This is a genomic window from Leuconostoc litchii, from assembly GCF_008107645.1.
Classification (GTDB): domain Bacteria; phylum Bacillota; class Bacilli; order Lactobacillales; family Lactobacillaceae; genus Leuconostoc; species Leuconostoc litchii.
The window spans coordinates 132713-158893 of the sequence record NZ_SDGY01000001.1 but is presented as its reverse complement, the minus strand read 5'-3'; the positions used below and the strand labels follow the sequence as shown (position 1 = coordinate 158893).

At 34.4% G+C, this 26181-nt stretch carries 22 protein-coding genes; 2 read left to right on the top strand and 20 right to left on the bottom strand.

Going from position 1 to position 26181, the window contains the following annotated elements:
- Positions 1 to 1053, top strand: coding sequence for a type 2 isopentenyl-diphosphate Delta-isomerase (gene fni / locus ESZ47_RS00740; protein ID WP_148603870.1), 1053 nt, complete (start codon positions 1 to 3; stop codon positions 1051 to 1053).
- Positions 1054 to 1071: 18 nt separating this feature from the next.
- Here fni and hpt read toward each other — a convergent pair whose 3' ends face one another.
- The 4 genes from hpt to larD all read right to left on the bottom strand — a co-directional run bounded on the left by hpt (position 1072) and on the right by larD (position 4582).
- On the bottom strand, positions 1072 to 1635 hold the full coding sequence (hpt, locus tag ESZ47_RS00735) for a hypoxanthine phosphoribosyltransferase (RefSeq protein WP_148603868.1): 564 nt from the start codon (positions 1633 to 1635) through the stop codon (positions 1072 to 1074).
- Positions 1632 to 2930 carry an adenylosuccinate lyase gene (gene purB / locus ESZ47_RS00730; protein ID WP_148603866.1) on the bottom strand — a complete coding sequence of 433 codons (1299 nt, stop codon included), beginning with the start codon at positions 2928 to 2930 and terminating at the stop codon, positions 1632 to 1634. The genes hpt and purB overlap by 4 nt, the downstream gene beginning before the upstream one ends.
- Positions 2923 to 3687: a formate/nitrite transporter family protein gene (locus tag ESZ47_RS00725; RefSeq protein ID WP_148603865.1), complete on the bottom strand. Its 765-nt coding sequence runs from the start codon at positions 3685 to 3687 to the stop codon at positions 2923 to 2925. Before ESZ47_RS00725 ends, purB begins: the two co-directional genes overlap by 8 nt.
- 175 nt (positions 3688 to 3862) lie before the next feature.
- Positions 3863 to 4582 (bottom strand): D/L-lactic acid transporter LarD, encoded by a 720-nt coding sequence (larD, locus tag ESZ47_RS00720; protein WP_148603863.1) that lies wholly within the window; start codon positions 4580 to 4582, stop codon positions 3863 to 3865.
- 191 nt (positions 4583 to 4773) lie between these two features.
- On the opposite strand from larD, the gene ESZ47_RS00715 reads away from it, so the two are divergent.
- Positions 4774 to 5226: a flavodoxin gene (locus ESZ47_RS00715; protein WP_148603861.1), complete on the top strand. Its 453-nt coding sequence runs from the start codon at positions 4774 to 4776 to the stop codon at positions 5224 to 5226.
- An 8-nt stretch (positions 5227 to 5234) separates the two neighbouring features.
- Here the strand turns inward: ESZ47_RS00715 and ESZ47_RS00710 are convergent, their stop codons facing one another.
- The 16 genes from ESZ47_RS00710 to ESZ47_RS00635 form a co-directional block, all read right to left on the bottom strand.
- Positions 5235 to 5654, bottom strand: coding sequence for a GtrA family protein (locus tag ESZ47_RS00710; RefSeq protein WP_148603859.1), 420 nt, complete (start codon positions 5652 to 5654; stop codon positions 5235 to 5237).
- A gap of 33 nt (positions 5655 to 5687) precedes the next feature.
- On the bottom strand, positions 5688 to 6590 hold the full coding sequence (locus tag ESZ47_RS00705) for a glycosyltransferase family 2 protein (RefSeq protein ID WP_148603858.1): 903 nt from the start codon (positions 6588 to 6590) through the stop codon (positions 5688 to 5690).
- Positions 6591 to 6600: 10 nt separating this feature from the next.
- Positions 6601 to 7473 carry a fucose 4-O-acetylase gene (locus tag ESZ47_RS00700; RefSeq protein WP_148603856.1) on the bottom strand — a complete coding sequence of 291 codons (873 nt, stop codon included), beginning with the start codon at positions 7471 to 7473 and terminating at the stop codon, positions 6601 to 6603.
- Position 7474: 1 nt separating this feature from the next.
- Positions 7475 to 9382: an LTA synthase family protein gene (locus ESZ47_RS00695; RefSeq protein WP_148605688.1), complete on the bottom strand. Its 1908-nt coding sequence runs from the start codon at positions 9380 to 9382 to the stop codon at positions 7475 to 7477.
- Between the two features lie 115 nt (positions 9383 to 9497).
- Positions 9498 to 11246, bottom strand: coding sequence for a glycosyltransferase family protein (locus ESZ47_RS00690; RefSeq protein ID WP_148603854.1), 1749 nt, complete (start codon positions 11244 to 11246; stop codon positions 9498 to 9500).
- Positions 11230 to 13143: a DUF6020 family protein gene (locus ESZ47_RS00685; RefSeq protein WP_244307531.1), complete on the bottom strand. Its 1914-nt coding sequence runs from the start codon at positions 13141 to 13143 to the stop codon at positions 11230 to 11232. The genes ESZ47_RS00690 and ESZ47_RS00685 overlap by 17 nt, the downstream gene beginning before the upstream one ends.
- Positions 13144 to 13147: 4 nt before the next feature.
- Positions 13148 to 14089, bottom strand: coding sequence for a glycosyltransferase family 2 protein (locus ESZ47_RS00680; RefSeq protein ID WP_148603850.1), 942 nt, complete (start codon positions 14087 to 14089; stop codon positions 13148 to 13150).
- 9 nt (positions 14090 to 14098) lie between these two features.
- Positions 14099 to 15052, bottom strand: coding sequence for a glycosyltransferase family 2 protein (locus ESZ47_RS00675; RefSeq protein ID WP_148603848.1), 954 nt, complete (start codon positions 15050 to 15052; stop codon positions 14099 to 14101).
- Positions 15053 to 15097: 45 nt separating this feature from the next.
- Entirely contained in the window at positions 15098 to 16288 is a 1191-nt protein-coding gene (glf, locus tag ESZ47_RS00670; protein WP_148603846.1) for a UDP-galactopyranose mutase, read from the bottom strand.
- Positions 16288 to 17058 (bottom strand): DUF4422 domain-containing protein, encoded by a 771-nt coding sequence (locus ESZ47_RS00665; RefSeq protein ID WP_148603844.1) that lies wholly within the window; start codon positions 17056 to 17058, stop codon positions 16288 to 16290. The genes glf and ESZ47_RS00665 overlap by 1 nt, the downstream gene beginning before the upstream one ends.
- Complete coding sequence (locus ESZ47_RS00660; protein WP_244307530.1) at positions 17055 to 18239, bottom strand: O-antigen ligase family protein; 1185 nt, start codon at positions 18237 to 18239, stop codon at positions 17055 to 17057. The genes ESZ47_RS00665 and ESZ47_RS00660 overlap by 4 nt, the downstream gene beginning before the upstream one ends.
- Positions 18240 to 18440: 201 nt before the next feature.
- Entirely contained in the window at positions 18441 to 19067 is a 627-nt protein-coding gene (locus ESZ47_RS00655) for a YveK family protein (RefSeq protein WP_148603840.1), read from the bottom strand.
- Between the two features lie 16 nt (positions 19068 to 19083).
- A complete protein-coding gene (locus ESZ47_RS00650) occupies positions 19084 to 19710 on the bottom strand; it encodes a sugar transferase (RefSeq protein ID WP_148603838.1) in 627 nt (208 codons plus the stop codon).
- 64 nt (positions 19711 to 19774) lie between these two features.
- Positions 19775 to 21220, bottom strand: coding sequence for a flippase (locus tag ESZ47_RS00645; protein ID WP_148603836.1), 1446 nt, complete (start codon positions 21218 to 21220; stop codon positions 19775 to 19777).
- A 97-nt stretch (positions 21221 to 21317) separates the two neighbouring features.
- A complete protein-coding gene (locus ESZ47_RS00640; RefSeq protein WP_148603834.1) occupies positions 21318 to 22832 on the bottom strand; it encodes a glycoside hydrolase family 32 protein in 1515 nt (504 codons plus the stop codon).
- A 106-nt stretch (positions 22833 to 22938) separates the two neighbouring features.
- Positions 22939 to 25947 (bottom strand): glycoside hydrolase family 68 protein, encoded by a 3009-nt coding sequence (locus ESZ47_RS00635; protein WP_148603832.1) that lies wholly within the window; start codon positions 25945 to 25947, stop codon positions 22939 to 22941.
- Positions 25948 to 26181: the final 234 nt, after the last annotated feature.

Below are 26181 nucleotides of genomic sequence, written 5' to 3'. Positions count from 1 at the left end.
ATGACTGAATCTGCTCAATCTCATCGTAAAGATGAGCACTTATCAATTAGTGCCAAACTTTGGCGTAATCGTTCATTACCAAAAATTGGTGCTACCTATGACGATGTTCGTTGGTTACCTAATACTTTTCCAGAAATGAGTGTATCAGACGTTGACGTATCAACTTCATTGATGGGTCATACTTTTAAATGGCCATTTTACATTGAAGCTATGACTGGCGGTTCAAACTTAACTGCCAAAATTAATACTCAATTATCTCAAATTGCGGCAAAATCTGAAATTGCGATGGCTGTTGGATCACAATCTATCGCCCTAAAAGAACCTGATATTCGCCATTCGTTTGAAATTGTCAGAAAAAATAATCCTACGGGTTTTTTATTGGCTAATTTAGGGGCTGATCATCCCCTTGCAAACGTCCGTGAAGCAATTCAAATGATTGATGCCAATGCTATCGAATTGCATGTCAACGCTGCACAAGAACTTGTAATGGCTGAAGGTGATCGGTCATTTTATTGGTTGGATAATCTTGCCGAAATTATTGCTAAAACGCCAGTACCTGTTATCATCAAGGAGGTTGGCTTTGGTATGAGCCAAGATACTTTCAAAAAGATCTCAGCACTTAATCCTGCTGCTATCAATGTAGGTGGTGCTAATGGTACAAATTTCTCTATTATTGAACGAAGACGTAACCATCTCAACGAATCTGTTAACCTAGATAACTATGGTTTTTCTACTGTTGAAAGTCTTATTGAAGCAAAAATAGCCAAAAATGATTTGCCTCTTATTGCCACTGGTGGCATTGAAAACGTAAATCATATTATCACCAGCCTAATGTTAGGTGCCTCTTTAACATCAAGTGCCGGATACATGCTCACCACTCTACTAGAGAAAGGGCAAACACCACTTCTTGAAGAAATTTATGCTTGGCAACAAGCGTTACCACGATTAATGACATTACTTGGTGCAAAAAATATTATGGCGCTTCAAAAAAAGCCAGTATTATATAGTTCCGAGTTACAAAATTTTATAGCACAACAAAAAGCATCTCAATGAGACGCTTTTTTAATTTGTTTATTTTATTAAATCAACTTTGTCAAAATCAACAATAGCGATAACCGGTAAATTTCTAAAGAAGTTATTATAGTCCATACCATAACCAACTAAGAATTCATCAGGTACTTCAAGACCAAAATAATCAACTTCAAAATCCACTACTCTTGCAGCCTTCTTATCTGCCAACGCTACCGTAGTCACAGAATCAGCTCCTTTAAGCTCAAAATAGTTGGTTAACCACTGCATCGTTCTGCCTGAGTCAATAATTTCATCAACAATAACAACATCGCGATTAGTTAAGTCCATACTGACATCATGAACAACTTTAACTTGTCCAGTTGATTCAGCACCAGAATAACTTTTAACATCAACAAAGTCAAAGTCTACATCTAAAGGCATTTTACGTAATAAATCAGTAGCGAAAATGACGCCACCTTTTAACACCGCAATAAAAATTGGACGCTCTTTATTTTTTTCAAATTTTGTAGTTAATTCATTAGCTACACGTTGTACTTGTGCCTGAATATCTGTTTCAGTAGCCAACACTCCTTTAATCGCAGGGTGTGTAATCAAAGGTTTCATGCTAATAAGCCTACTCTCTTGAAAATTTCATCCACGTGGCGCAAATGATAGTGATAGTCAAATGCTGCATCAACTTGCTCTTTCGTTAACCTTGCCTGAATCGTTGAATCAGCATCCACTAAGTCACGGAACATTAATTGCTCATCCCAAGAACGAGCCGTCAATGGTTGTACTGTATCATAAGCCTGTTCACGAGATAATCCAGCATCAATTAAACTTAACAGTAGGCGTTGAGAATATATTAAACCATATGTACGATCCATATTTTTTCTCATCGTTTCAGGAAAGACACCTAAATTGTTTAAAATTCCCGTATGGCGATTTAACATATAATCAATCAATGCCGTCGCATCTGCCAATATAATACGTTCAGCGGAAGAATGTGAAATATCACGCTCATGCCACAGAGTAACGTTTTCTAATGCTGTTACTGCATACCCACGTAAGACGCGTGCTAATCCAGTAATGTTCTCATCACCAATTGGATTACGCTTATGCGGCATCGCAGAGGAACCCTTCTGACCTTTAGCAAATCCTTCTTCAACTTCATGTATTTCAGAGCGTTGTAGTGAACGAACTTCAGTAGCTAATTCTTCCATTTGTGTCCCGATTAATGCAATTGTCTGTATATAATCAGCATGTAAATCACGTGGCAAAACTTGCGAACCAATTGGTTGTGGCGTTAAGCCAAGTTCTTTCATAGCAATTTCTTCAACATGAGGTGGTACATTGGCAAATGTACCAACAGCACCTGATAACTTACCAGTCTCTACTTCGTTGGCAACACGGTCAAAACGCTCAATAGCCCTTGTTGCTGATGCATAAAAACGAGCCATTTTCAAACCAAATGTTGTTGGTTCTGCGTGCACACCGTGTGTACGCCCCATCATCACTGTATCTTTGTACTGCAAAGCCAACTTTTTAATTGCTTCACGCCAGTCTTGTAAATCTTGCTTAATAATCTCGTTGGCTTGACGCAGACGTAACGCTTGTGCAGTGTCAACAACATCTGTTGATGTTAACCCATAATGAATCCATTTACGTTCCTCACCCAAAGATTCAGATACATTACGTGTAAATGCCACAACATCATGTCGTGTTGATAATTCAATTTCAGCAATACGTTCAACATCAAACTTTGCTTTGGCACGAATTTGTTCCAAATCTTCTGCTGGAATGTGACCTTCGGCAACCCAACCAGCATCAACAGCAATTTCAACATCAAGCCATGTTTGATATTGATTTTTTAACGACCATATGTCGCGAAGTTCTTTTCGTGAATAACGTTCAAGCATTATTATTGTCCTTTGTAAAATAAACTGATGCAGCGAGTAATAAACCACCAACCGTGTTACCAAAAAAAGCAGGTACAAGATTGTGTAACATTTGTACTAATGTAATCGTACCATTAAAATACGCAGCTGGTAACAAGAAAAAATTAGCAATGACATGATTAAAGCCGATTAACACAAATATCATGACAGGAAACCACATACCTATCATTTTACCTACAGTGTCTTTAGCTGCCATACCTAAATATACACCCATGGATACCAGCCAGTTTGCCCCAATGGCTGAAATAAAGATCATAAGCATATTTGGCGTCACTTTGGCTAATGCCATCGTAGTAACCTGTTTACCAAATATATCTGTACGCGTTAGGCCTAAATAATGTCCGAAGACGTAAGCTAACAACACTGCACCTAAACCATTCAAAAGCGTGATGACTGTTATTTCAGACAAATATCTAACCCAAGTCAGTTTACGATTAAAAGTGCTGTATCCTAGAACAAACATATTTCCCGTAGCTAGTTCTTGTCCAGTAAAGACAATCATGATTAACCCAACCGGAAATAAAGTTGCACCAACTATAGAAGTTAGTGGTGAATGCAAAGCTGCTAAGGGTGCCATAGCTCGAATAGCTGCTAAAAACCCAAGAGATATAGCTAATCCACCAAGTATGCCAAGAACGATCTTACTTTTTACAGTATACGAACTTTTCTTTTGGGCGGCATTGAGCAGTAAATTTTGCATCTCGTCATGTGTATGCATATTTGTCTCCAAATCAAGTTATTTAATTTTTCTCTACTCAATTATTTTACCAGTTATAATAGTTATTGCGTTCGTAATTAAATTAGTTTTTTCTCACAAAAATAAAAAAAGTTCGTTATTCACGAACAAAAAACAGTATTTTATGATACTAAACGAACGTTTGGATTGTAAGCGTTCACAGTCCTAAATAGAATTTTGCAAAAAGCGCAGCTAAAATCGCACCCACAAATGGTGCTATACCCGGCACTAATAATCCATATTGAAAATCACTAGAAGCCTTTTTTTTCCAAGGAATAATTGTATATGCAATCCTTGGACCCATATCTCGAGCCAAATTCATCGCAAAACCAGTTGTGCCACCTAAGCCCATACCAACTGCCCAAACTAGAAAAGCAACAGCTAATGGTACCATCCCTGGAATATCACCAGCACGCTCTGATATTGCTAAGATGCCTGTTAAAAATACGAAAGTTGCAAACATTTCAACAAAAAAATTTCGAGGTAAATTACGGATTGCAGGTGCCGTTGAAAAAATATTACGTACAATTACTGGATCAATGTCTTTTTCAGATAATTTAAATTGATCTTGATACATCACATACACAATCATTGAACCGAAAACTCCGCCCAAAACTTCAACTAGACTAACAATTAGAAAATAATCAAATTGAATATTACCTAACACAAGTTGCACCATCGCCATTGCCGGATTAATGTAAACATCCCCAAAAATAAATAAAACAATCGCGATGCCGAACCCCCATGTTGTGATAGAAAAGAGATGCCCCGAACCGTGATATTTGGTTCGGTTCAAAACTTCGTCAGCGTGAACGCCAACGCCGAAAATAATCATGAGGGCTGTACCCATGAATTCCGCCAACAATTGATGTATCATTTTTAATCTCCTAAGGGGTTGAAAATTTGCATGTTATGGTTTGAATTTCAGTCACCTACTTATACTAAGGCCTTATGCCCTTGCTGTAAAGCTTTTTTCTTATTTTGTCAACAAACCGTCACAATTCATTTTGTTTCATAAAATGCTATAATTATTTCTGACGAATAAAGTTTAAAAAGAGGAATTTTTGAATGAAAGCACAAGTTGTATATGCTACAATCACAGGAAACAATGAAGATGTGGCAGACATTATTATTGAAGCACTAGAAAATGATGGTGTTGAAGTAAAAAAGTCAGAAATCAGTCAAACAGAAGTAGATGAGCTAGAGCAGGTTGATATTGCAGTGGTTGTGCCATACACATATGACCAAGGATCCCTACCAGATGAAGGCCTTGATTTCTTTGAAGATTTAGCTGATGCAAATTTGGAAAACGTTGTTTACGGTGTTGCCGGATCAGGTGATACTTACTATCTAGACGACTATTGTCTTGCAGTGCCCAAGTTCGAAAAGCAATTTGAGTTCACTAATGCTGTTAAAGGTGCTGAAAGCGTTAAAATTAACCTCAATCCTAAGGTAACCGATGTTCCTCTATTAGAAAAATTTGCAAAAGATTTAATTACTACCGCAAAAAAAACAAATTAAAAAGAAGGCTATCGCGCCTTCTTTTTAAATACAATCCACTTACTTAATACAAAATTAGATATAATAACAAAAACATTTTGTATCATATTCCAAATTTGTGCATCTTGCTTTAATAGGTTTACACCAAAATAAAAAATAACAAAACCTAGAAGCGCAGTTGCAGCTCTAGCTAACAAAAACTGAAATATTTCATGAACTATCGACATGAAATCATATGCTGTTGAATGAAATACCCAAGTCCTATTTGTCAGATAAGCAAAAACAATAGACCAAAACCAAGCAAATAAATATGATGCTGAGGAGTTAATATGCAATATTTGAAAGGCTAACCAAAATGTAATAATGTTGACCATCATTGTCAATCCACCAAATATAGTGTACAAAATGGCATCCTGATACTGCTTTAACAATATTTTTATTCTGTCCATGAATGTCTCCTAAAGTAGCACATAGAAACTATTTTATTTTTCTTTTAAATCATTAGCAAATTCAATTTTAGGATCAAAGGTTTTTCCTGCATGAAAACCTTTTTTAAAGATATCAAGTTTTTCTTGTTTGCGTTCAGTATTAGAAAATTTAATTTGAAAATATTCTGCCCACATACGTAACATAGCACGATTGCGACGATAAAAGTCTCGCTTTTTGGCATAATAACGCTTATTGCGGTATGAATAAAAGTAACGTGGTGTTCTATTAGCATTGTCATTTAATAAGCTACTGCCAACGTTCTCAGCCATTTTGTGAGTTACTTTTGCACTGGGAACAAAATAACCCGGTGTCACACGGCCAGCACGCTCTGTATATTCAATGTCATCCCCCCAGATAAAGAATTCTGTAATAGGTAGCCCGATTTTTTTAACAACTTCACGTTTTATTAGCAAAGAAACAAAAGTTGCATTTTGAAGTTGAATAGGTTCTACTTGATTTTCTGGTATGACTTTCAAGCGATTCATCGGTGCTGGTTGATTCATCAAAGCACGATGACCATCGATCCAACGTACATCGCTAGATAAAAAGCCAAATTGCTGTTTTTTATCAGCAAACTTCAATAATTCTGTTAGCGTATCTGAATGAACAATTGTATCATCATCCATTAACCAAACAAAATCATCTGTTGTATGTTCCATGAAATAGCGTACGCCCTTATTAAAACCACCGGCTCCACCAATATTTTCTGGAAGACGTACATAATCAATTTGGTCCCCAAGTGACGTTAAATATTCTTGCGTATCGGCTTTACTATTATTATCGACAACAATAATGTGCGAAAGTTTTGTATCTTGAGATTGCAAACTTTCAATAACTTCTTTTAAAAGTGTAAGACGATTAAATGTAACAATTACTGCACTGACATTTTGAGACATATTATTTTCCTTAATTCAAAAATGTTGTTAAATTCACGACTAATGTTAGTATAACCAAAAAAGCAATTGTCGTGTAGAAAAAAATTTTTTTAGACATATTCCATTTTACAGGAATTGGAAGAAAATCTAATAAGAATTCAATGAGTTTTATTGCAGCAATCAAACCCAAACTAGAGACAAAAATATTATCTGCTCGACCATAACTAAAATACACACCACTTAATTTAGCAGCAATAACAATTATTAGACCACCTAATAAAATCCAAATGATGCGCATTTTAGATGAATTAATAATAACTATACGATCTAATAACAGTACTCCGGTACCAATAAAAGCTGCATTTAGGCTGAAAGGTAAATCAATAATCACCCCAATATATTGGGGTAAAATCATCAAAATCACTGCAGTACCGAATAAAACAAACTTGTTCAATATTTTATTTTGTATAATACTAGCAAAATATAAAGCAATAGGTGCCATCATCAGAAACCAACCGATAGGATAATTTGTCCAAATTTCACCTATTGGTGTATTCAAATTACCTTCATTTCCCAATGCACCAGCGGATATAGCGTCCCACCAATTACCCTGTGCAAATTGAAATGGTTTTTGAATAGATATGATTTGTAAAGTAATTAAAAAACCAATAATTGCTAAAATCGTCGATATCAATAAATAATAGTTAAAAATATCAACAGGTTTTTTATTTTCTAGTATCATTAATTTAGATACTCCCACCAACAGTAGTGACCAGGAAAAATAACTCACTAATTTACCCAAGCCATGATAAGCAGATAAATCCCCGTGTACTTTTGTTAAATATATCACACCAACTAAGGAGACTAAGACCATTAAGAAGGCACTTAAATATTTTTTTATCATTTTATTTCACCTTCTGAAAAAATTTTGTCTTTAATAAGTAGTTCTTGCCTGTTGTGATGTCATATTGTACTAATTTAAAATCCTTTATTAACTGCTGTTGATCAGTTGTCAATGTCTTCTCATCAATGATTTTTCCATTTTTATCTATAAAAGACAATTTACCATTATCATTACGTTTATAATTATTAATTACTGGAACGGTCTCAAGTAATTTAGTTTTCAAAGCCCAGTAAGAATCAACTTTCATATTATTCATTTTTAGCATCATTGCTGTAAAATCTGATGGATCAGCATATTTTTCGGACACATCTACTGTGCCATTTGCTTTTTTAGCTGCTTCGTTTTGCCAAATAAAATAAGGTGTGGAATGCGCAGATAATGCATTTGTCGAAGTATTGACAAAGCTAAAAATACCTGGCCAATGATCCCCGTACCAAACAAGTGTAACGGGACGTTTTAATTTATTTAATTGATTAATAAACTTCTGTGTTGCATTATCTGTATAATGTAACCCTTGTAAATAAGATTCTATCGTATCAAAATCAACAGTTGAATCTGTTGGCTCAATTACATTATAGTCGCGTCCAGAAAAAGTCCATGGTGTATGATTTTGCATCGTTAATAATTGAATAAATTGACTATCTGTTCCTTTACTAATTTTAGTCAAAACATTCTTATAAGCTGAAGTATCACTAGCATGATTACCATCATCAACACTAGCTGTATATTCAACAGGTGTATCACTATCTGTTGTATAAAAATAATCTATTCCCATATTTTTATACACAGCGCGCCGATTATAGAAGGATCCAACATAAGGATGAACTACTATTTTTTTATCAAACTGACCAGTAACTGTTGACTGCTCATTGATACTGCTTGTTAATTGTGAATACGGCATCGTTATTGTTGGTTTATAAGATGTAATATTGAATCCAGTTAATGTTGAATATTCGATTCCTGCGGTTCCACCCCCATATCCTGAAGAAATCATGTGTCCTGAACTTGTACTGTTCATAATATTATTTAAATTTTTCAAGGGATTATCACTGATGGTCAACCCTGGTACATAACTAGGCTTGGTTAACGACTCACTGAGCGTATAAATAACAGTTTGTTTTTTAAAATTTGTATTCTTCCTAGTTTTATTGATTTCATTGGCTGTATTATTATATTTTTTGGCTAGTTTGCTCATAGTGGACTGACTATAGTTTTTAGGTTCCACCATAGCATCCGTTGTTCTTGAATTCAATAATGCCACTATACCACCATTAGAAACAGCATCATAAAGTGAATCCCATACCTTTGGATCGTCACCCAGTTTGGTAAAAGTTGCTTTATTTTGATCAGAATTAATTTGCAGAAAAGGTATTAATAGTATCATCGATAAAATCATCAAAATCGCGCGCCAACGAATAGATTTGAAAACTATCCATTTGCTGCGTCGATAAATGATAAATAACAACATAGCAGTAATAAACAAGATAATTACAAAAGCAACTATTAATTTAATGTCTAACATACTTATCAAATTACCAATAGCTGTTACTTCTTGTAAACTTGCTTCAGTGATTGCTTCTTGTCTAACATTTATTAATTGATATTCAGCAACACTAGCTACAGCCGTCAAAATTGTCATCATAATAATTGTTACTGGTATTCGATTACTAATTAATGTAATAATCCACATCATAATCATTAAAATTAATACATTGATACCGGCTGATGTCGTTTGATTCACGATAAATTGGATACCATTAGTCCAAACATTATGTCCCCAATCACCTGTACCATAACTTGGATCAGTAAACATGACACCGATTTGAATAACATAAACTGATATCATGGATAACCAAAGAAACAAAAAATTAAGCCGTAAAAATTTAAATACTTTATACTGTATATTCATTCTATTTTCCATTCTAAAAAAGAGAACAGCGCTGTGCACTATCCTCCCCACAATATAAATTCAATTATACCGTAAAATCAAAACATTTTGTGATACTAAATTAAATGATGTGTCTTCAGTTTTTTTTATTTGACATTATTAACACAATTAACGTAGTTATAGATATGACATTAAGCAATAATATCCAAAGTGGTATATATTGTTTAATTTTAATTCTATCTTCATTTCTTAATGAATGTACCAATTTTACCGATATTTTTCCATTTTTAATTGTATAGTGTTGTTTCTTATTATTGATCGCTACATCAACTCGCAGCCCCTTATATCCTACAACAGGTAATTCAACGATTGTGTTCTTAGCAATTGTTTGACTACTATACATTGTAATAGACTTCAACGTAGTTTTATAACTATTCGTATTGTATATTTTACCATTGCTATCTATAATTTGATGTTTAGTAAGTAATAGCCCTAACTTATCTGATCCAATAAACGTGCTTACACTATTTGGATTGGATAAGGCATCTTTTGGAATATAATCCGTATAATTTTTTAAATACCAAAATCGTTGATTGTTACTTATTCCATGGCCAAACGTCATATCTCCTGGATACCCATAGCCATCATGTGAATCGTCATAGGTCGTTGTATATTCTTTTAACTGATTTATTGTCCATAATTGAGAGTTACCATTCGAAAACCAATTATTTCTTATCACACCAGTCATAACAGTGAATGTCAATAGAACATACATCATTAACGCCCGATAAGTTATACTGCTGTTCTTAATATTTTTTCGAATAGATTCTATATCTAACAAAGTAAACATTAAGGCAAACGCTATACTTGGTTTAATAAATCTTGTCGCGAACTGTATAAACGTTATTGGACTATGCTGTAAATAATAGGTCCAAGGAACAAAATTAGTGCCCACTAGCATTGTAATTAGACCCAACACTACACCCAACTTAGGCTTTCGTACACTAGTAATGATACAAATAATTACAATAAAAAGTGGTAACCAAGTGTCTGGACTATCACTTGGGTTTAACAGAAGTTGACTAATATCTTTTACGTTGTAAGCAAATCCTCCGGCACTAACTACTGGTTTTTTAACAACATTAAGCACTTGAATTACTATTATTGGTATAAGAGCTGCTGCAGTAGAAATGAATGTTGTTAAACCACCAAATAAGATTATTTTAAAAATTGTAATTTTATTTTTTGTTTTAAAAAATAAAATCAATAAATAAACTGCAGTAATGATGGACAAAATAAAAAATGTCATTATGTGTGAGTATGCTGCGATACTTAATCCCACAGCAATATTTATAACAATTTTTCGAAGATTATTTTTTGCATCTGCAGTAACCAAATATAATCCATAACTTAGCCACGGAATACCAATATACGCTACAGATTCTGCCAAGTTACCAGAAGCTAGCGCTGTAACGCCGATTGTACTTAACCAAAAAACACTGAAGAGAAATATAATTCTCCTCTTTAAAGTACTTTGGCGTCGTAAAATAATATACACTGATACTCCTGACACACATGTCGTTAAAATCATACTAATTTTAAAGGCTTGGAGGACGGAACTAGTGTGAAAAATGAAATTTTGAACTACTTGCAACGTCAGTGCTGGATAAAAAATATTTGTTGATAATCCATACTGTCCTAAAGTAGTAAAATTTTGCGGATATAAAAATGCATTCCATCCTTGTCTTAAATTAGCAACACGAGATAGATGATAATATGCATCCCAAGGTAATTTGATAGATACAAAAAATAATGCATTAAACAAAATAGCAGTTGTGACTGCTATACCAACAACTGCTACCCAATCTTTATATTTGTCTTTCATTTTTTTTGCTCCCCTTACGTACATTAACAATAACTACTAATAATAACGGTAACGTATAAATAGCAGGAAGCATATATCTTTCCATACCGTTTACTGGAGATAACAACGGTACTGCTGCAAGTAATCCAATGGGGATAAAAACGAGCGCCAAATAGCTTTTTTTATATAAACAATAGGCGAAAGCAAATAGTACTGCCCACAAACTAAATGCCGGTTGAAATACAGTTCTAAATAGTGGTAGTGCAAAAATTGTGTTGGGCCACTTAATATATTTTCTCGTAGTGTCTGAGAACCAATAGTGTACCTGATTATACCAACTAGGCTGTAAAAATGTATTGGTCTTCATATACTCATTGCCATACATAATACCTCTTGAATCAGGATATTTATCAATAATAGGATTCAAGAACGAACTGTTTGCTGCAAAAAATGTGATAACATAAGTCTTTGGATGTTTAAAAAATTGTTTTACCCAAATCAGCAAATACTGCTTGGTTTCTTTTTTGATTGCCGGCGTAGCTATTTTTTTAATTTTGCCAGCTTTAAGTTGTTCAATTTCATAAGCACTTCTGAGAAATGAATCCACAGGATACAGTGATTTTAGGTTATCTGCATTATTAATATCAAAATGCATTGGAATTTCTTTGATTGGCGTTATTTTATTAATTGTTGCCAATTCTTGCTTACTGAATGATTCAGGATTTGTAAGTACTACTGCCGACACCTGACGCATTGGCAAACTAATCACTTCAGATGTTGACCCTGAAACAACATTCATTGCAGGAAGAGCTACTTTATTCCAACCAAGATAAACAGCTAAAAATACAAGCAGGCATGTAATTAATTGACGAGGAATAATTTTCTTTCGACTAATTTCAATAATTAATAATGTCAATAACGACAAAATAACAACATAACTGCCATCATTTCTAAACAGTGACATGAAAATACCTGAGACTGTCAGCTGAACATACAAAGAAAATGGTGAATCGGATTTTAAATTATCCATTAAAATCTTAGAATAATTCATAACAAACCAAATTGTAAACGCTAAAAATAATGGTGTTTTTTCAATAGTTACTTGCCAAAATGCGACAAATGGTGAAGCATAGAATAGAAATGTAACAAATGCTGCTTTTTTACCCCAATTTTGACCAATAAATTGAACGACCTTAGTATAAATGATTGAAGAAACAATCATTTGTATCAAGACTATTAAAAATAGACCAACATTAGGGCCTCCAATTTTTTGACCAATTGAAAATATACTTCCAAAAATTAGTGTTGACGCCCACGGATGATGATTAGTTGGATAATAGGTAAAATTCAAATCGTTTATATGCGTATGGAAAAATTCCAAAAATTGCCTATAACCATCCCAAGAAACCATTCCTGGAAACAACGGAAAGATTTGAATCCCCCATATCAGCATTAAAACAACAAATACATACCAAAAACGAACCTGAAATTTTCTCACCTTTAATTTATCAATTACCTGTCCTAGCAAAATGCTAAAATTGGTAAAAATAAATGTATACCCACATACAGCTAAAAATGTTATCAACAAGTTAACTTTTCCAATCAAGCTAGGCACATATGTTATATGCTCAGAAGAAACTCGAGACACCGAAAGAGTTAACACATAGAAAATTGATACAACTAAACCAAATGTCCAATAAGGCCAGTAATTTTTATTATATAAATTCAAATTACTTCTTCGATGAAAGATAATTATCAAAATAATAATACACACACCAAACAAACTTTCATAAGCAGATATAGAAAAACGAGCATAAATTCTACCAGCTAAAGTAGGCTCAATTGCTGTTGGGTAGGAAATAGCAATTGCTATATAACTTAAAAAATATAATATATAGTCTATACTTTTTTTATTCATTAGATTATTTTTTAGTCTTTTCATTGGCATCTATCAAATTCAATTCAAAATTACGCTTATTACTCGATTGAATAGCATTGAGAATTGCACCGGCAAAAAAAGCGGTTACAGCGACACTAAACAAAATCATAGTGACAACCAAAGTAGGCATATTATCCACCCTACCGGTTTGGTAGTATGGAACGAAAACACGGAAAATAAATAATAACAAAGATATAACTGAGACAAACGCCGCTGATATACCAAAGAAAGCAAAAGGATGATATATGCGATACAAATTAATAACTGTCTTTAATACACGAAATCCATCACCATATGTGTCGAGCTTTGACTCTGACCCCTCTGGACGATCACGATATTCAATAACCTGATTTTCAACTAGCATTTTAAACTCAGTAGCATGAATAGACATTTCAGTTTCAATTTCAAATCCTCTAGATAGCACTGGAAAGGTCTTAACAAACTGATAACTAAAAGCTCGGTATCCTGTTAAAATATCTTTGATGCTCGTTTTAAATAATGTATTAATAAGACCACGCACTAGAGTATTACCTACATTATGGAAAGGGCGCGTATTTTCCTCAAAGTAAGTTGAAGATAATCGATCCCCAACAACCATATCTACCTTTTTATCAACAATTTTTTTATACATATCCGGAATCGCTTGAACTGGATAAGTGTCATCAGCATCAATCATAATATATACTTCTGCGTCTATTTCACGAAACATCCTTCTAATAACAGCACCCTTACCTTGTGCATATTCATGACGAACTACTGCACCAGCATCGGCAGCTAATTCAGCAGTATTATCTTTTGAATTATTATCATAAACATATACCACAGAACCAGAAATGTTTTTCGTTACTTCTAATACATCATTTACTACCTTAACAATGGTTTGACTCTCGTTGTATGCTGGTATCAACACAGCTAATTTATCCATACTCTTATCCTAGCTTTCCTCTTTTTTAATGTAAATTGGCCGCTTTTTGGTTTCTAAAAATACAGCAGCCATATAACGACCTATGACTCCTAGGCTTAGTAACTGTATGCCACCAATAAATAACATGATCGTAACCATTGAAGGCCACCCAGCTACACTATTATTATCAATCAAAGCTCTGATAACAATAAATGCTGCACTTAATAATGACATAATGAATGACGCCAACCCAAGTATAGTTATAACTGTCAATGGTACAGTTGAAAATGAAACGATTCCTTCAATTGCATACTTCATTAAAGCCCAAAATGACCAAGATGTTTGTCCAGCAACACGTTCTCGATTTTCAAAAGGAATATATTTTGTCTTAAAGCCGACCCAAGTAAAAATTCCTTTACTAAATCGCTGATTTTCACTCAAAGATAATATAGCCTCCACCATCTGTCGAGTCATAACACGATAATCTCGCGCTCCATCAACAAGTTGTGTTTGGCTAATTTTATTCATCCATGTATAAAATTGTTCAGAAAACCATGAACGAAGCTTCGCTTCCCCTTTACGATTTGCTCTACGAGTCCCAACAGCATCATATTCCCCGTCTTGAACCTCTTTTAGCATTTCAGGTAGTAGTTCAGGTGGATCCTGTAAATCAACATCCATCACTGCTACATAATCCCCATCCGCTTGCTGTAATCCAGCATAGAGCCCTGCTTCTTTTCCAAAGTTGCGAGAAAAACTAATATAGTGCACATTTTTGTCATCTTCAGATAGTTTACGTAAAATCGACAAAGTCCTGTCCGTTGAACCATCATCAATAAAATGATAATGTATCTCAGCATTAACTTTAGACGAAAGACTCTCAATTGTACTGTAAAATATGTCAATTGTCTCTTCTTCATTATGAACAGGCACAACTAATGATAATATATCTTTTTTTATATTATCCTGAAATTTAGTTTCCATTATGATTTCCCCTCATATTTTATGTACGCCCTTTCGGGCATAAACTTAATTTACTTCATCGTGTGCAAAATTAAATTTTTGATCAATACCAAATTCTTGACGTACTGTATTAAAGGCGTCATTAAAGACCTGATCCATATCAAAATAACGGTACTTTCCTAGACGACCACCAAAAATAATTTCGGGGTGACTTTTGCGAGCTTCTGTAGCATATTCTTTATAAATTTGTGTATTTTTATCGTTATTAACTGGATAATAAGCTTCTTTAGAGCGGTCCCATTCTTGTGGGTATTCTTTGGTAATAATTGTTTTGCCATCATCAGACAATCCGTCAAGATGTTTCCATTCCATAACACGAGTATATGGCGTCTCTGAATCTGTATAATTAATGACAGCATTACCTTGATAATTATCTGAATCAATGACTTCATGTTCAAAACGTAATGAACGATATTCCAGTTCACCAAATTTATAATCAAAGAATTGGTCAATCATACCAGTATACAAAACTCGTGGGAACTCCGATAATAACGTTTCTTTGTGATCAAAAAAGTCTGTATCAGTTAATACGTCAACTAATCCATTAGAGCGTTCCACCATATTTTCAAAAATTTGAGTGTAACCGCCTACAGGAATACCTTGGTAACGATGATTGAAATAATTGTTATCATAAATAAATCTAACTGGCAATCGCTTAATAATAAAAGCTGGTAATTCAGTAGCCTTCCGACCCCATTGCTTTTCCGTATAACCTTTAATGAGTTTGTTATAAATATCTGTTCCAATCAATGAAATTGCTTGTTCTTCTAAGTTGCGTGGTTGGCGATCCCCAAGATCTTTTAATGCAAGTTGCTTCTGCTCTTCAATTTTTGCATGTGCTTCATCAGGTGTTTTAGTACCCCACATCTGATAGAAAGTATTCATATTAAATGGCAAATTATAAAGTGTGCCTTTATAGTTAGCAACAACTTGGTTTTGGTAACCATTAAATTCTGCAAATTTACGAATATAGTCCCAAACCTCTTTATTATCCGTATGGAAAATATGCGCACCAAAATCATGGACAGTAATGCCATGTTCTGTATGTGTATGCGTGTTTCCACCAATATAGGGACGTTTTTCAACCACAAGAGACTTTTTACCCCGCTTTGCAGCCTCGTAAGCAAAAATCATGCCAAATGGTCCTGCCCCAACAATTAAGTAATCATAATTTTTTGTATTGAATTTATTTGTCATTAGAAATGTACCTTTTTATTTGAATTTGGAAAAAACTTTCTTTTTAGAAAATTATACCCTTTATCTAACCAGTTTGTCCGCTCTAATTCTATCACAGGACACTCTGCCACACTAAGTTTTTTTGTATTAACCCAAGTATCCATCAGGCGTTCACTTAGGAAACCATATACTCTTTTTTCCTGGCCTTCAAGTTGATTTATGTCGATATTTTCCTCCACTTTACCTAGAACGTCAAATATAAAATTCGTATATTCATCAAAATATTTTCTAGGCATAATAAACATATTAAATAAATGGGCTGAAGTTGATTGTTCCATTTTTTCAAATGCAGGTAAATAATCTGGATATTGTGTGGCAATAACTTGTTTCATGACATTATAGGGTTCTGCTACATGTGCATGTAAATAGTGATCACGTTGGTTTTCAATATAATAATTTCGTTTTTTAGGTAAAATAATATCAGCTGTCTTTAGAAGTTCTGTAATTTGCCTCTCGTTAAGTATGTCTGATAATGTGTGTCCTTTTTGGATTCCCAAGTACCGGCGATAGTGACATAACCCAATAATCGCGTCATTCGTATTATATTTTATCCAGTATAATGCCGTTAATTCATTAAAGTTAGGATTTTTTTTAGATATGTTTTTACCAGATGCATCAGATTGGTATCCTATCGGTATACTCTCATGTTGTGCCGCACCAACGAAAATTGGTTGATAGTTATCACTTTGAGGCATTTTATAAGGTTTATGTGTTGCGATAAATATAGTCACAATGTTAGCTCCTTTTCCTGATTAATTAGTGTTTGTCTATAAAAGAAGAACATCAGTAAATATGGCCATAGGAATATTTGAATAACAAATAACGATGATACTGCGACTAGAATAATCATAATAATAAAACTAATTTGAATGCCTAAATACCACTGCCAGTTTTCTGATTGACGTATCTTCAACTCATGTTGTAGAACTAGTGAACGTATGATTAAACGAGCTAACATCCACAAGGCTGGTATCATGATAATTAATCCATAAGTCGCAAACCATCCAATACCATCACTTAGAATAGGATATCCAATGTGTCTGTAAACTTGCTGAAATTCTGGATTATACGTCGTAGATTTTGGTACATAATCCATGATGAAATAACCTGTGAAACCATAACCCACACCAAAAATAGGATGAGATAAAAATGTTAATACTAATGCAATCGTACCACCAAGTCTATTAGATGTTCCCTGCTTGTTAAATAAGAAATTATAAAATATATCATGGATTGGTTGTACAAAAAAGTAGCCAATTGCAATACCACTAATTGCAATTATACCAAATATAATTAAAATAATTTTATCGTCTCGTTTACTCCATAAAAACCAAAGAACAGCAGCAACTACCAGTGTAATCAAGCCTGTAGTCGTTCGAGCAAGTACTAAAAACATTAAAATTGAAACAATAAGTCCCCAAGTGACTATTTTTTCCAGAGCAAAATGTTTTTTAAAATGCCAGAATTGCTGCTTTGTAATTGCTATTCCTAAAATAATTGGTAAATAAACGACCCCCAAGAGATTAGCTAGAAACGCAGCTTCAGGTTCAAAACCATTTAGTCGATAGTTAGTTACGGCATAACTACCACCCACATAAAAATCTCGCCCCATCCAATGTCTCTCAAATAAATGTGCAATAGTGTTAACATAAGGTCGTATGGAAAAATTATTGAGTGTCACTAGCAGTTGCGGCACTAAAACAATTATCATATACACTATTAGCCCAATAAGACCACTTTTAATGAAAAGTCGTTCTTCATGATAATTAGTTACTGTAACAGTGATTAATGCCCAAGACATATATACAGTCATCATCCAGCCAAATAAAAAGATAACAGAACGAATAATTCCAGTAGTTTGGATTGAATCTCCTGAATGTTGATAACTCAAAAACATTGCTAGGAATTGCATAACCAAAAAAAATCCCGCTAGCAAAAAAGATTGCGCGCTAGGAATAATTTTTATGAGACGTGACGGGTAACGATATAATTGCAACAATAGCAAAAGTGCAAATATTGGAAAAGCGAGCATCACTGTTGTTTCAGCAAAGCTATATGAATATGTTTTAGAAAAAAACGTGATTGGTAGCAAAAAAGCTGTCACAATACTGCCTCACTTTGTTGTTTTAGTCATCAACCGCTTATAGTTTTGAAAAATACCCGTAAGCAATATAATGAAAGCGCCTAATGTGATGCCAAATGCAAATCCGAATATGGCTAGTTTCTTAGGGCTATATATTGTCCCTGATAAAACATCAGCTTTTTTCGCTGAAGATAACAGTACAGGATTAGCCATATCAGGGTATAATTTTTTCCCCTCCGTAGTAAAAGCTTTGGCATATGCATTTGCAATCGCAACCGATTTTTTAGCAGTCGCCGCTGAGGCACTAAAGCGCATCATTAGAGTTTGATCTGGTTGTGACACTGTTATGGCGTTAATAATTTCTTTTTTAGTGACTGGTACTGCAGACAATGTCTTTGCAGTAGATACAATGGCTGCATCATTAGCAATTTTTTTATACGTGTTGATCAACATCTGATCTGCTTGTACTCTTGAATTTGGATCTTTAGCATCAGTATTATCTTTTGATACAATAACATATCTTTCAGCAGTATAAGCTGTTAAAACAGAATGTTTTGCATAAGTGTAAAGCGATGCGCCAATGACAACACCTAGAACGATAATCCACCAACTATTTTTTAATAGTCTTTTTACTAAATCTATTAACGAAAAACTCATCTTTCTCTCCTCAAAATTAAAATGCCCCATCACGCTTAAAAATTGCAATTATTGTTTTAAATAAAATATAAAAGTCAAAGCGCAAATTTGCACGATCAACGTAATCTAATTCCATTTGTGCTCTTTCAGGGTATTCAATATTACTTCGTCCACTTGCTTGCCATAAACCAAATACACCAGGCTTTACAGATAGAAACTTATCAATATCTTTACCATATTCTATCAACTCATCTTCTACAACCGGACGTGGCCCGATAATACTCATTGTACCATTTAAAGTATTCCAAAATTGTGGTAATTCGTCTAAAGATGTTTTACGTAGAAAAGCGCCAAATTTTGTAATTCTAGGATCCTCAGCCGTTGGTAGCTTATAACCACTAGCCACAAATTTAGAATACAATTCAGCATCTTGTTTTAATATTTTATCGGCATTATCAACCATAGATTGAAATTTATATATTTTAAAACGTTTTCCGTACTGACCAACACGCTCTTGTGCATAAATGACATTACTTGTTTTTTTATCTTTAATAATAATTAAGGCAATAATAGCAAACACTGGTGACAATAAAATCATCGCCGCCAAAGATACGCTAATATCTAAACCCCTTTTTGCGGTTAAATAACCTAGTTTGCGTTTCAATTTTCCACCTCATTCGTGCACAAATGTGCATGATATAACTTTTCCATTATAACAGAAAAAACTGTTATTTCGCTATTTTATCCAGAAATGGTACTTTCTTCAAAATTGGTGCCCGTAGAACTATGAGAATTATAACATAAACAAAAACACCTAATACTAGTTCTAATATTGTACTTTGAACGCTAATATTAACGCATTGACTCACTACGGTAACCAACCAGTACATAGCAATTCCTGCAATAAGATAGCGCCACATACCAGAAAAATGACGCCAACTGTTCATATCATTTCGTGTAATATATAATTGGAAAGCTATCACTAGAAATTCGGATAGCGTTGTAGCTATGGCAGCGCCATTGACCCCAGCTACGTAAATCAACCAAAAATTAAGTAAAACATTAGCTACTGCACCTATCGTGACTGATAATGTAAACTCATTAAGTCGTTTAGTTGGCACTAAGTACTGTGTTCCTATCACTGTGCTCCAACCAATAAAAACAATTATCGGTGACAGTAATACAATCACGTGTCCTACTGTCGCAAATTCTTGTCCTAAAAACCAAACCATTGCTGTAGGTGCAACAGCTGCCATTCCAAATGCCATTGGTACGGATAAAGCTGAAACAAAATCCATGGATTGAATAATATTTTGTTTCATCTTACCAAACTGTCCTTTTGCAAATTGAGCAGACATTCTTGGTAACATAACGGTTCCGACAGAAGTAACCAAAGCTAATGAAACTTTGATAATTCGATCAGCGTTGTCATAAAATCCTGCTGAATCTGTTGAATTTGTAAAAAAAGGTAACATTGTCTTATTTAACTGTAAGTAGACTTGTGTAGCAATTGTTGGCAAGAACATCATAAAAATTGGATTTACATGCTCTTTTAAATTTAATTGTGACCAGACCGGCCACGACATCTTTTTAAACAGATAGAACCACATAGATAAGTTGCCAAAAACCTGTGATAGCCCTAGTAACAAAATATAATTACCAATATCATGGGGCGTCTTAACTAAAATAAATATTAAAACTGTCATCGCAATTTTAACTAAAGCATTACGTAACACTGTTTTTTTAAAATCTTCTAATCCCATGAAATACCAAGAAATATCTAAGATTCCAGAAATAATAATCCAAGTTTGAAGCAACAAATAAATTTGATTATTTTCAATATTGCTATTCCACTGTACGCCAAATTTTAAAAATAAAAAATATAAAACTAAAGAAAACATCCCTGCAATAGTATGTATAATTTGAATTTCCCAAAATTTTTGTTGTCTTGCTTGCTTATTGTCTTTTACATAAGCAATTTCGCGACTACCGTACGTCACAATCCCCAAACTAGCAATAAGCAAAAAATAGGTGGCAAATGAATTCGTCCAACTCGCTACCCCAACGCCGTTGCGGCCAAGAACACGCGCTAGGTATGGCATTGTGATTAACGGTGCGATAATGTTAAGCAGCTGATAGGCTGCAGTATATAAATAGTTTTTTGCAACTTGCATGTTGTTAAGTTGTCCTTAATTAAAGTCGTACGACCAATAAACGATTAGCTTAATGATAGTCTCTTCATAGCATTATATCAAATTACGGTGCTGATGTTTACTTCATTTCTTGTATACTGGCTTGGGAATCTTGCGTATCTAGATTATCAAAAGTAAGTTCATCTCCAGTGCTTTTACTATATTTAGCAAATGTAGCTATTTGACCTGTTCTTGGCCAATAGACCTCGACACTATATTGATCCACATAAAAATCTATTTTTTCCGACCATTTTCCCCATAAACTAACATTATACTCCTTACTATAGTTATCATTTTTAACATATTTACTTTTACGATGAACAGTTAGCTTTTTATCAAAGTTATCAAATGTAAACTTAATACTACTATCATCATTTTTCGATCTAATAGTTACAGTTTGGTTTCCGTGAATAGTTGTATTGATTTTATAAGCAATCTTATTGACTTCCATCTTCTTTTGATTATATTTCTTAATAATGGTGCTTTTTTTCTTTGTATCAAAAATATTTTCAGTCATGACTTTTGACGTTTTTAATCGATTTTCTGAGTCTAAAAATATCTTTCTAAACGCTGAGTAATTACCTTTGTATGTTATATCATTACTAACCGCATTAATGTAATCCCAGTTGCCCATCCAGCCAAAACCTAGCAGCTCACTAGCTGTTTCTTGATAATGATGTGCGGCGTAGTAGTCTGTTCCAAAATCGACTCTTTGAGGTGACGATGAGGATTGGAAACGACCATTTTCAAGCTTTCCTACAACATAATAAGTACCACTGCTTTGTTGATAATCATCTGCAAAACCATTTGCACCAAAAAATAATACCCACTCTTTTTTCCCAGTATTCTTTTGGTAAACCTGATGAATTTCTGGCACTTCTAGCGTACCTAAATTTCGAGGTGAATAATAACTATCTGTATATTTCCAGGAAATACCATTTTTTGAGGTATAGAAGCCAATTTTCATATGATCATCGTCATCGGCTTCTGCCATAGTCATTACAAATTGTTGTTGTTCAGAATCATAAAACACATTTGGGTCACGAAAAGCCTTACCTATTTTATATGGCTTGGCCACAGGTTGCCCTTTATTGGCTATTTTCCAGCGTTTTCCTCTGTCATTTGAATACCACATGTATGTCCATTGATTACCATCAATATATTTTGTCGCATAAGCTAATAAAGTATTTTTCCCATAACCCGCTATATCTTCCACATCCTTGACAATAGATCCGGTGGCAACAGATTCGTGATTGGAAACAGGTTTGATATTAACATCATCCTTTAATTGAAAATTTACTAAGTCAGATGATATTGATTTTGACCAACGTGTCCTTTGTTTAGTAGATTGTAATCCTTTACCACTATCGACTAAATAGAAAAGTTCGTACTGGCCGTTATTTTTTAAAATGGTTTGTGTATCGTTTGATAAACCCGCATTAGAAAATCCATTAAGATGCCATTTTTGAGGCAATTTTTTTTGAGTTTCAAGACGAGTTTGATTGTACTTTAGGTACATCATACCAATAATTAAAGACAGAAACAAAGTGGTCACTATACTCACTGTTACTCGTTTTATTTTGTGCCGTATCATAGCTGATATCCCTCCTCATTCGTTCTATTGTAACATTAATAAAAATAGCAACCCTGTTTACATGTTCACACATGTAGGATCGCTATTTTATAGATATTAATGACTTTTAACGTAAGTAATATGTACCATCATTACCAAAATTATATTGCTTACCTTCGATTGTTTGAATCCCTTGCAATGCTCGACCTGTTCCGTCTGTGTAATACTTCTTTCCCCACGCTTCACGCCATCCCGCATTTTGTCGCACACCATTTACAAACCAGTAATATGTGCCCATGTAATAACGGAATCCGGTGTATGGCTTACCATCTTCAAACCAATTATACCCACCGTTGGCTTTTGAATACTCTGGTGAATACAAGTAACCACTCGCTGCATTCTTCAAATTATACGTACCATTAGTTCCAAAGTCATACGCTTGCCCATCGATAATTTGAATTCCTTGCAATGCTCGACCACTTGCATCTGTATAATACTTCATTCCCCATGCTTCGCGCCATCCTGCATTTTGTCGTATACCGTCTACAAACCAGTAGTACGTTCCCATATAATAACGGAACCCAGTATATGGCTTACCATTCTCAAACCAATTATAGCCACCATTGGCAGTTGATAGTGATGGTGAATACAAATACCCACTCGCTGTTCCCTTCAGGTTGAACGTACCATTAGTTCCAAAGTCATACGCTTGTCCATCAATGATTTGAATCCCTTGAACCGCACGACCATCATTACCAACATAATACTTCATGCCCCAGGCTGTTTCCCACTTGTTCTCTTGGCGTGCGCCTGTTTCAAAGAAGTAGTACGTGTCTTTATAGTAACGGAATCCTGTATACTTTTGTCCACTCTCGAACCAATACCATTCACTATTATCAGTTATGTCCTGTAAGTAGCCTGATGCATAACCACGTTTATAGTATGTCTTGTCATTACCAAAATCATACGCAACACCATTAACAGCAAATTGACCTTGCTTAACACGGCCATCATTACCAAAGTAATATTCTAATCCCCATGTTGCTTTACGAATTTCATTCTCTACACGCTTATATGTTACTGGATCAAAACAATAATACGTATTATCATAAGACTGAACGCCACTCTGACGAATACCATCTTTAAACAAGTAATTAGCATCATTAGTGTAATCATATTGATAACCATTAGCTAATTTATTATTGATGTAGAACTTATTATCTACCCAACCAATCTTTTTGCCTGTAATATTTGACGTTTCTTTTGTGCCAACTAATTCAGCAACACTACCTTTACCGTTATAAATCCATGTCCCCTGTGCAAGAACAGTGTCCAAAACTTTAGTTGTTTTACCATCTGCGCCAATTTGAACTAAGAATGATGGGGCAACAGTAGAATTAAGACCTACACCAGCTTTTTCATTACGGTTACTCATATAAGCCGTAATCAAGAACAAATCATTATGCCCTTCAACAGGAACCGCATAATAAGAGTATGTATCTGTTCGAGATTCAGCTAACTGCGTGCCTGTAATAACACTACCGCTACCGTTCAATGGTGTGTATGGTCCTGTTAAACTGTCAGAAACATAACCCATCATACCAACATTAATATCAGCATCCACTGTTGGCACCACACTTTTGATAAGACGTGTATCTGTAAACAAGTAATACTTGCCATTTAATGGCACAATGTTAGCACGCTCTATTTCATCTGTGATACCATTAGCTGCTAATAGTGGTGAATATACTTTATCAATAGTTGGATTATTTTCTGCTCCTGTAAGCTTTACCAATCCAATAGCCCCATTAGCTTTTTTAGATAACTTCAACTTATCAGCATCATTCAAAGTTGTCTCTCTTGCCTTTTGATTAAAGTCATCTGTTCCACCGTAATAGGTCATGTTATCTACTGCTGTGTCACTTTGATAGTTTTGTGTACCAGTATTAGATTCAAAAGCAAGATAACGTTCTCCATCTACTTCGATAACATGTGGATCACGTAACGTAAAGTTATCACCGGTTGTATAGTAACCAGCGTCTATCCACTGTTGCAATGTTTGATAATGTTCTCCATCACCTGCAAAAAGTTCATGATCATTAGTTACTTTTGCCACAGATACTTCTGAATCTGAATACGACATTGATAAATTAGCCGTTGACAATCGTTGCACAGTATTTGGTTGATCTGTTTTTGTATAAAATAGTTGAATTGTATCATCAGTATTTACAGTAGCTGATCCTGACCATTGTTGCTTATCCCACTTGGCATCATATCCAAAGACTGGCCCAGCATTCTTCCAGTCATTCAATGCTGTATCTCCGTACTTTGTATAGAGCATATAAACATGTTGATCATTATCTTCTTTTGGATATCCAGCTAATGCAAAGACAATATTATAGCCATGATAATTCGCAGTAACACCTGTTTTGGCATCTTGCAATGCCCAAGAATCCCAGACGTCAAGATCTTCGGTTTGACCACTTTGTGCATCTTTCGTTGACATTGCTGGTAAATTCTTAATAGCATCTGCATTAAAGTATGGCACTGATGTATTGGGGTTAACACTAGCTATGTTATCCGCTACATCTTTCAAGTTAGCATAAGTAAGGTTCGTGGTTGATGTACCATCATCATTTTTTGTAACCACTGTAGTTTTTGAATTTAAATCTTTTGAAACGCTGTCGTCTAGTTTTTCTACTGTTGTTGTTGAAGCTTTAGAAGCATTTGTCGGATTATTTACATCAGTCTTCTCATCAACTTTTTGCGGATTGTCATTCGTTGTTTTCGTAACATCGATAGCTGACTTATTCTCATTTACTTCAGTGTTAATGTCATTAACGGTTGTTGTCTTGTTCACATCAGTTGTGTTCTTTACTTCATCCGTTTTTGTTTCTGCAGTAACAATCGACTTGTCTTTATTTACTGCTGTTCCTGTTGAAGTCTGAGCATCATCCGATGAAACAACTTTATCACCGTTAGTCGCATCAGCTGTTTTGTTGGATACCGCTACATCACTTGTTGTTTTATTATCAACTGTATCAGCGCTAACAGAACCAATGCCCACAGAGATAGCCGCCACGGTTGCCGCACCAGCTACCCAAATCTTCCCCGCCTTGTATAACTTTTTTCTCATCATAGGAACTCCCAATTTAGAATTATTGCATCTCCTGCAATTAAAATAAGTATAAACGTTAATCATTTCAAAATCATTACAAAACGTTGTTAAACGTATAACATAGTATTTTTTTGAACAAACAAGAATCGAAACATAGTTTAATAATTTAGTATAACTATCGGATTATTTATATCACTATAAGTTCTTTAATCAACTTTTATTATTACTTTGTATATCATTTTAAAAGATAAA

What these genes read in the sequence shown, in the direction of transcription:
- ESZ47_RS00680 (WP_148603850.1), bottom strand. Translation starts at nt 14,089, where the DNA reads ATGGATAAATTAGCTGTGTTGATACCAGCATACAACGAGAGTCAAACC.
- larD (WP_148603863.1), bottom strand. Translation starts at nt 4,582, where the DNA reads ATGATACATCAATTGTTGGCGGAATTCATGGGTACAGCCCTCATGATT.
- ESZ47_RS00660 (WP_244307530.1), bottom strand. Translation starts at nt 18,239, where the DNA reads ATGCAATTCCTAGCAATGTTTTTGAGTTATCAACATTCAGGAGATTCA.
- ESZ47_RS00710 (WP_148603859.1), bottom strand. Translation starts at nt 5,654, where the DNA reads ATGGACAGAATAAAAATATTGTTAAAGCAGTATCAGGATGCCATTTTG.
- ESZ47_RS00715 (WP_148603861.1), top strand. Translation starts at nt 4,774, where the DNA reads ATGAAAGCACAAGTTGTATATGCTACAATCACAGGAAACAATGAAGAT.
- ESZ47_RS00685 (WP_244307531.1), bottom strand. Translation starts at nt 13,143, where the DNA reads ATGAATAAAAAAAGTATAGACTATATATTATATTTTTTAAGTTATATA.
- fni (WP_148603870.1), top strand. Translation starts at nt 1, where the DNA reads ATGACTGAATCTGCTCAATCTCATCGTAAAGATGAGCACTTATCAATT.
- ESZ47_RS00690 (WP_148603854.1), bottom strand. Translation starts at nt 11,246, where the DNA reads ATGAAAGACAAATATAAAGATTGGGTAGCAGTTGTTGGTATAGCAGTC.
- purB (WP_148603866.1), bottom strand. Translation starts at nt 2,930, where the DNA reads ATGCTTGAACGTTATTCACGAAAAGAACTTCGCGACATATGGTCGTTA.
- glf (WP_148603846.1), bottom strand. Translation starts at nt 16,288, where the DNA reads ATGACAAATAAATTCAATACAAAAAATTATGATTACTTAATTGTTGGG.
- hpt (WP_148603868.1), bottom strand. Translation starts at nt 1,635, where the DNA reads ATGAAACCTTTGATTACACACCCTGCGATTAAAGGAGTGTTGGCTACT.
- ESZ47_RS00725 (WP_148603865.1), bottom strand. Translation starts at nt 3,687, where the DNA reads ATGCATACACATGACGAGATGCAAAATTTACTGCTCAATGCCGCCCAA.
- ESZ47_RS00655 (WP_148603840.1), bottom strand. Translation starts at nt 19,067, where the DNA reads ATGAGTTTTTCGTTAATAGATTTAGTAAAAAGACTATTAAAAAATAGT.
- ESZ47_RS00645 (WP_148603836.1), bottom strand. Translation starts at nt 21,220, where the DNA reads ATGCAAGTTGCAAAAAACTATTTATATACTGCAGCCTATCAGCTGCTT.
- ESZ47_RS00640 (WP_148603834.1), bottom strand. Translation starts at nt 22,832, where the DNA reads ATGATACGGCACAAAATAAAACGAGTAACAGTGAGTATAGTGACCACT.
- ESZ47_RS00705 (WP_148603858.1), bottom strand. Translation starts at nt 6,590, where the DNA reads ATGTCTCAAAATGTCAGTGCAGTAATTGTTACATTTAATCGTCTTACA.
- ESZ47_RS00635 (WP_148603832.1), bottom strand. Translation starts at nt 25,947, where the DNA reads ATGAGAAAAAAGTTATACAAGGCGGGGAAGATTTGGGTAGCTGGTGCG.
- ESZ47_RS00700 (WP_148603856.1), bottom strand. Translation starts at nt 7,473, where the DNA reads ATGATAAAAAAATATTTAAGTGCCTTCTTAATGGTCTTAGTCTCCTTA.
- ESZ47_RS00675 (WP_148603848.1), bottom strand. Translation starts at nt 15,052, where the DNA reads ATGGAAACTAAATTTCAGGATAATATAAAAAAAGATATATTATCATTA.
- ESZ47_RS00695 (WP_148605688.1), bottom strand. Translation starts at nt 9,382, where the DNA reads ATGAATATACAGTATAAAGTATTTAAATTTTTACGGCTTAATTTTTTG.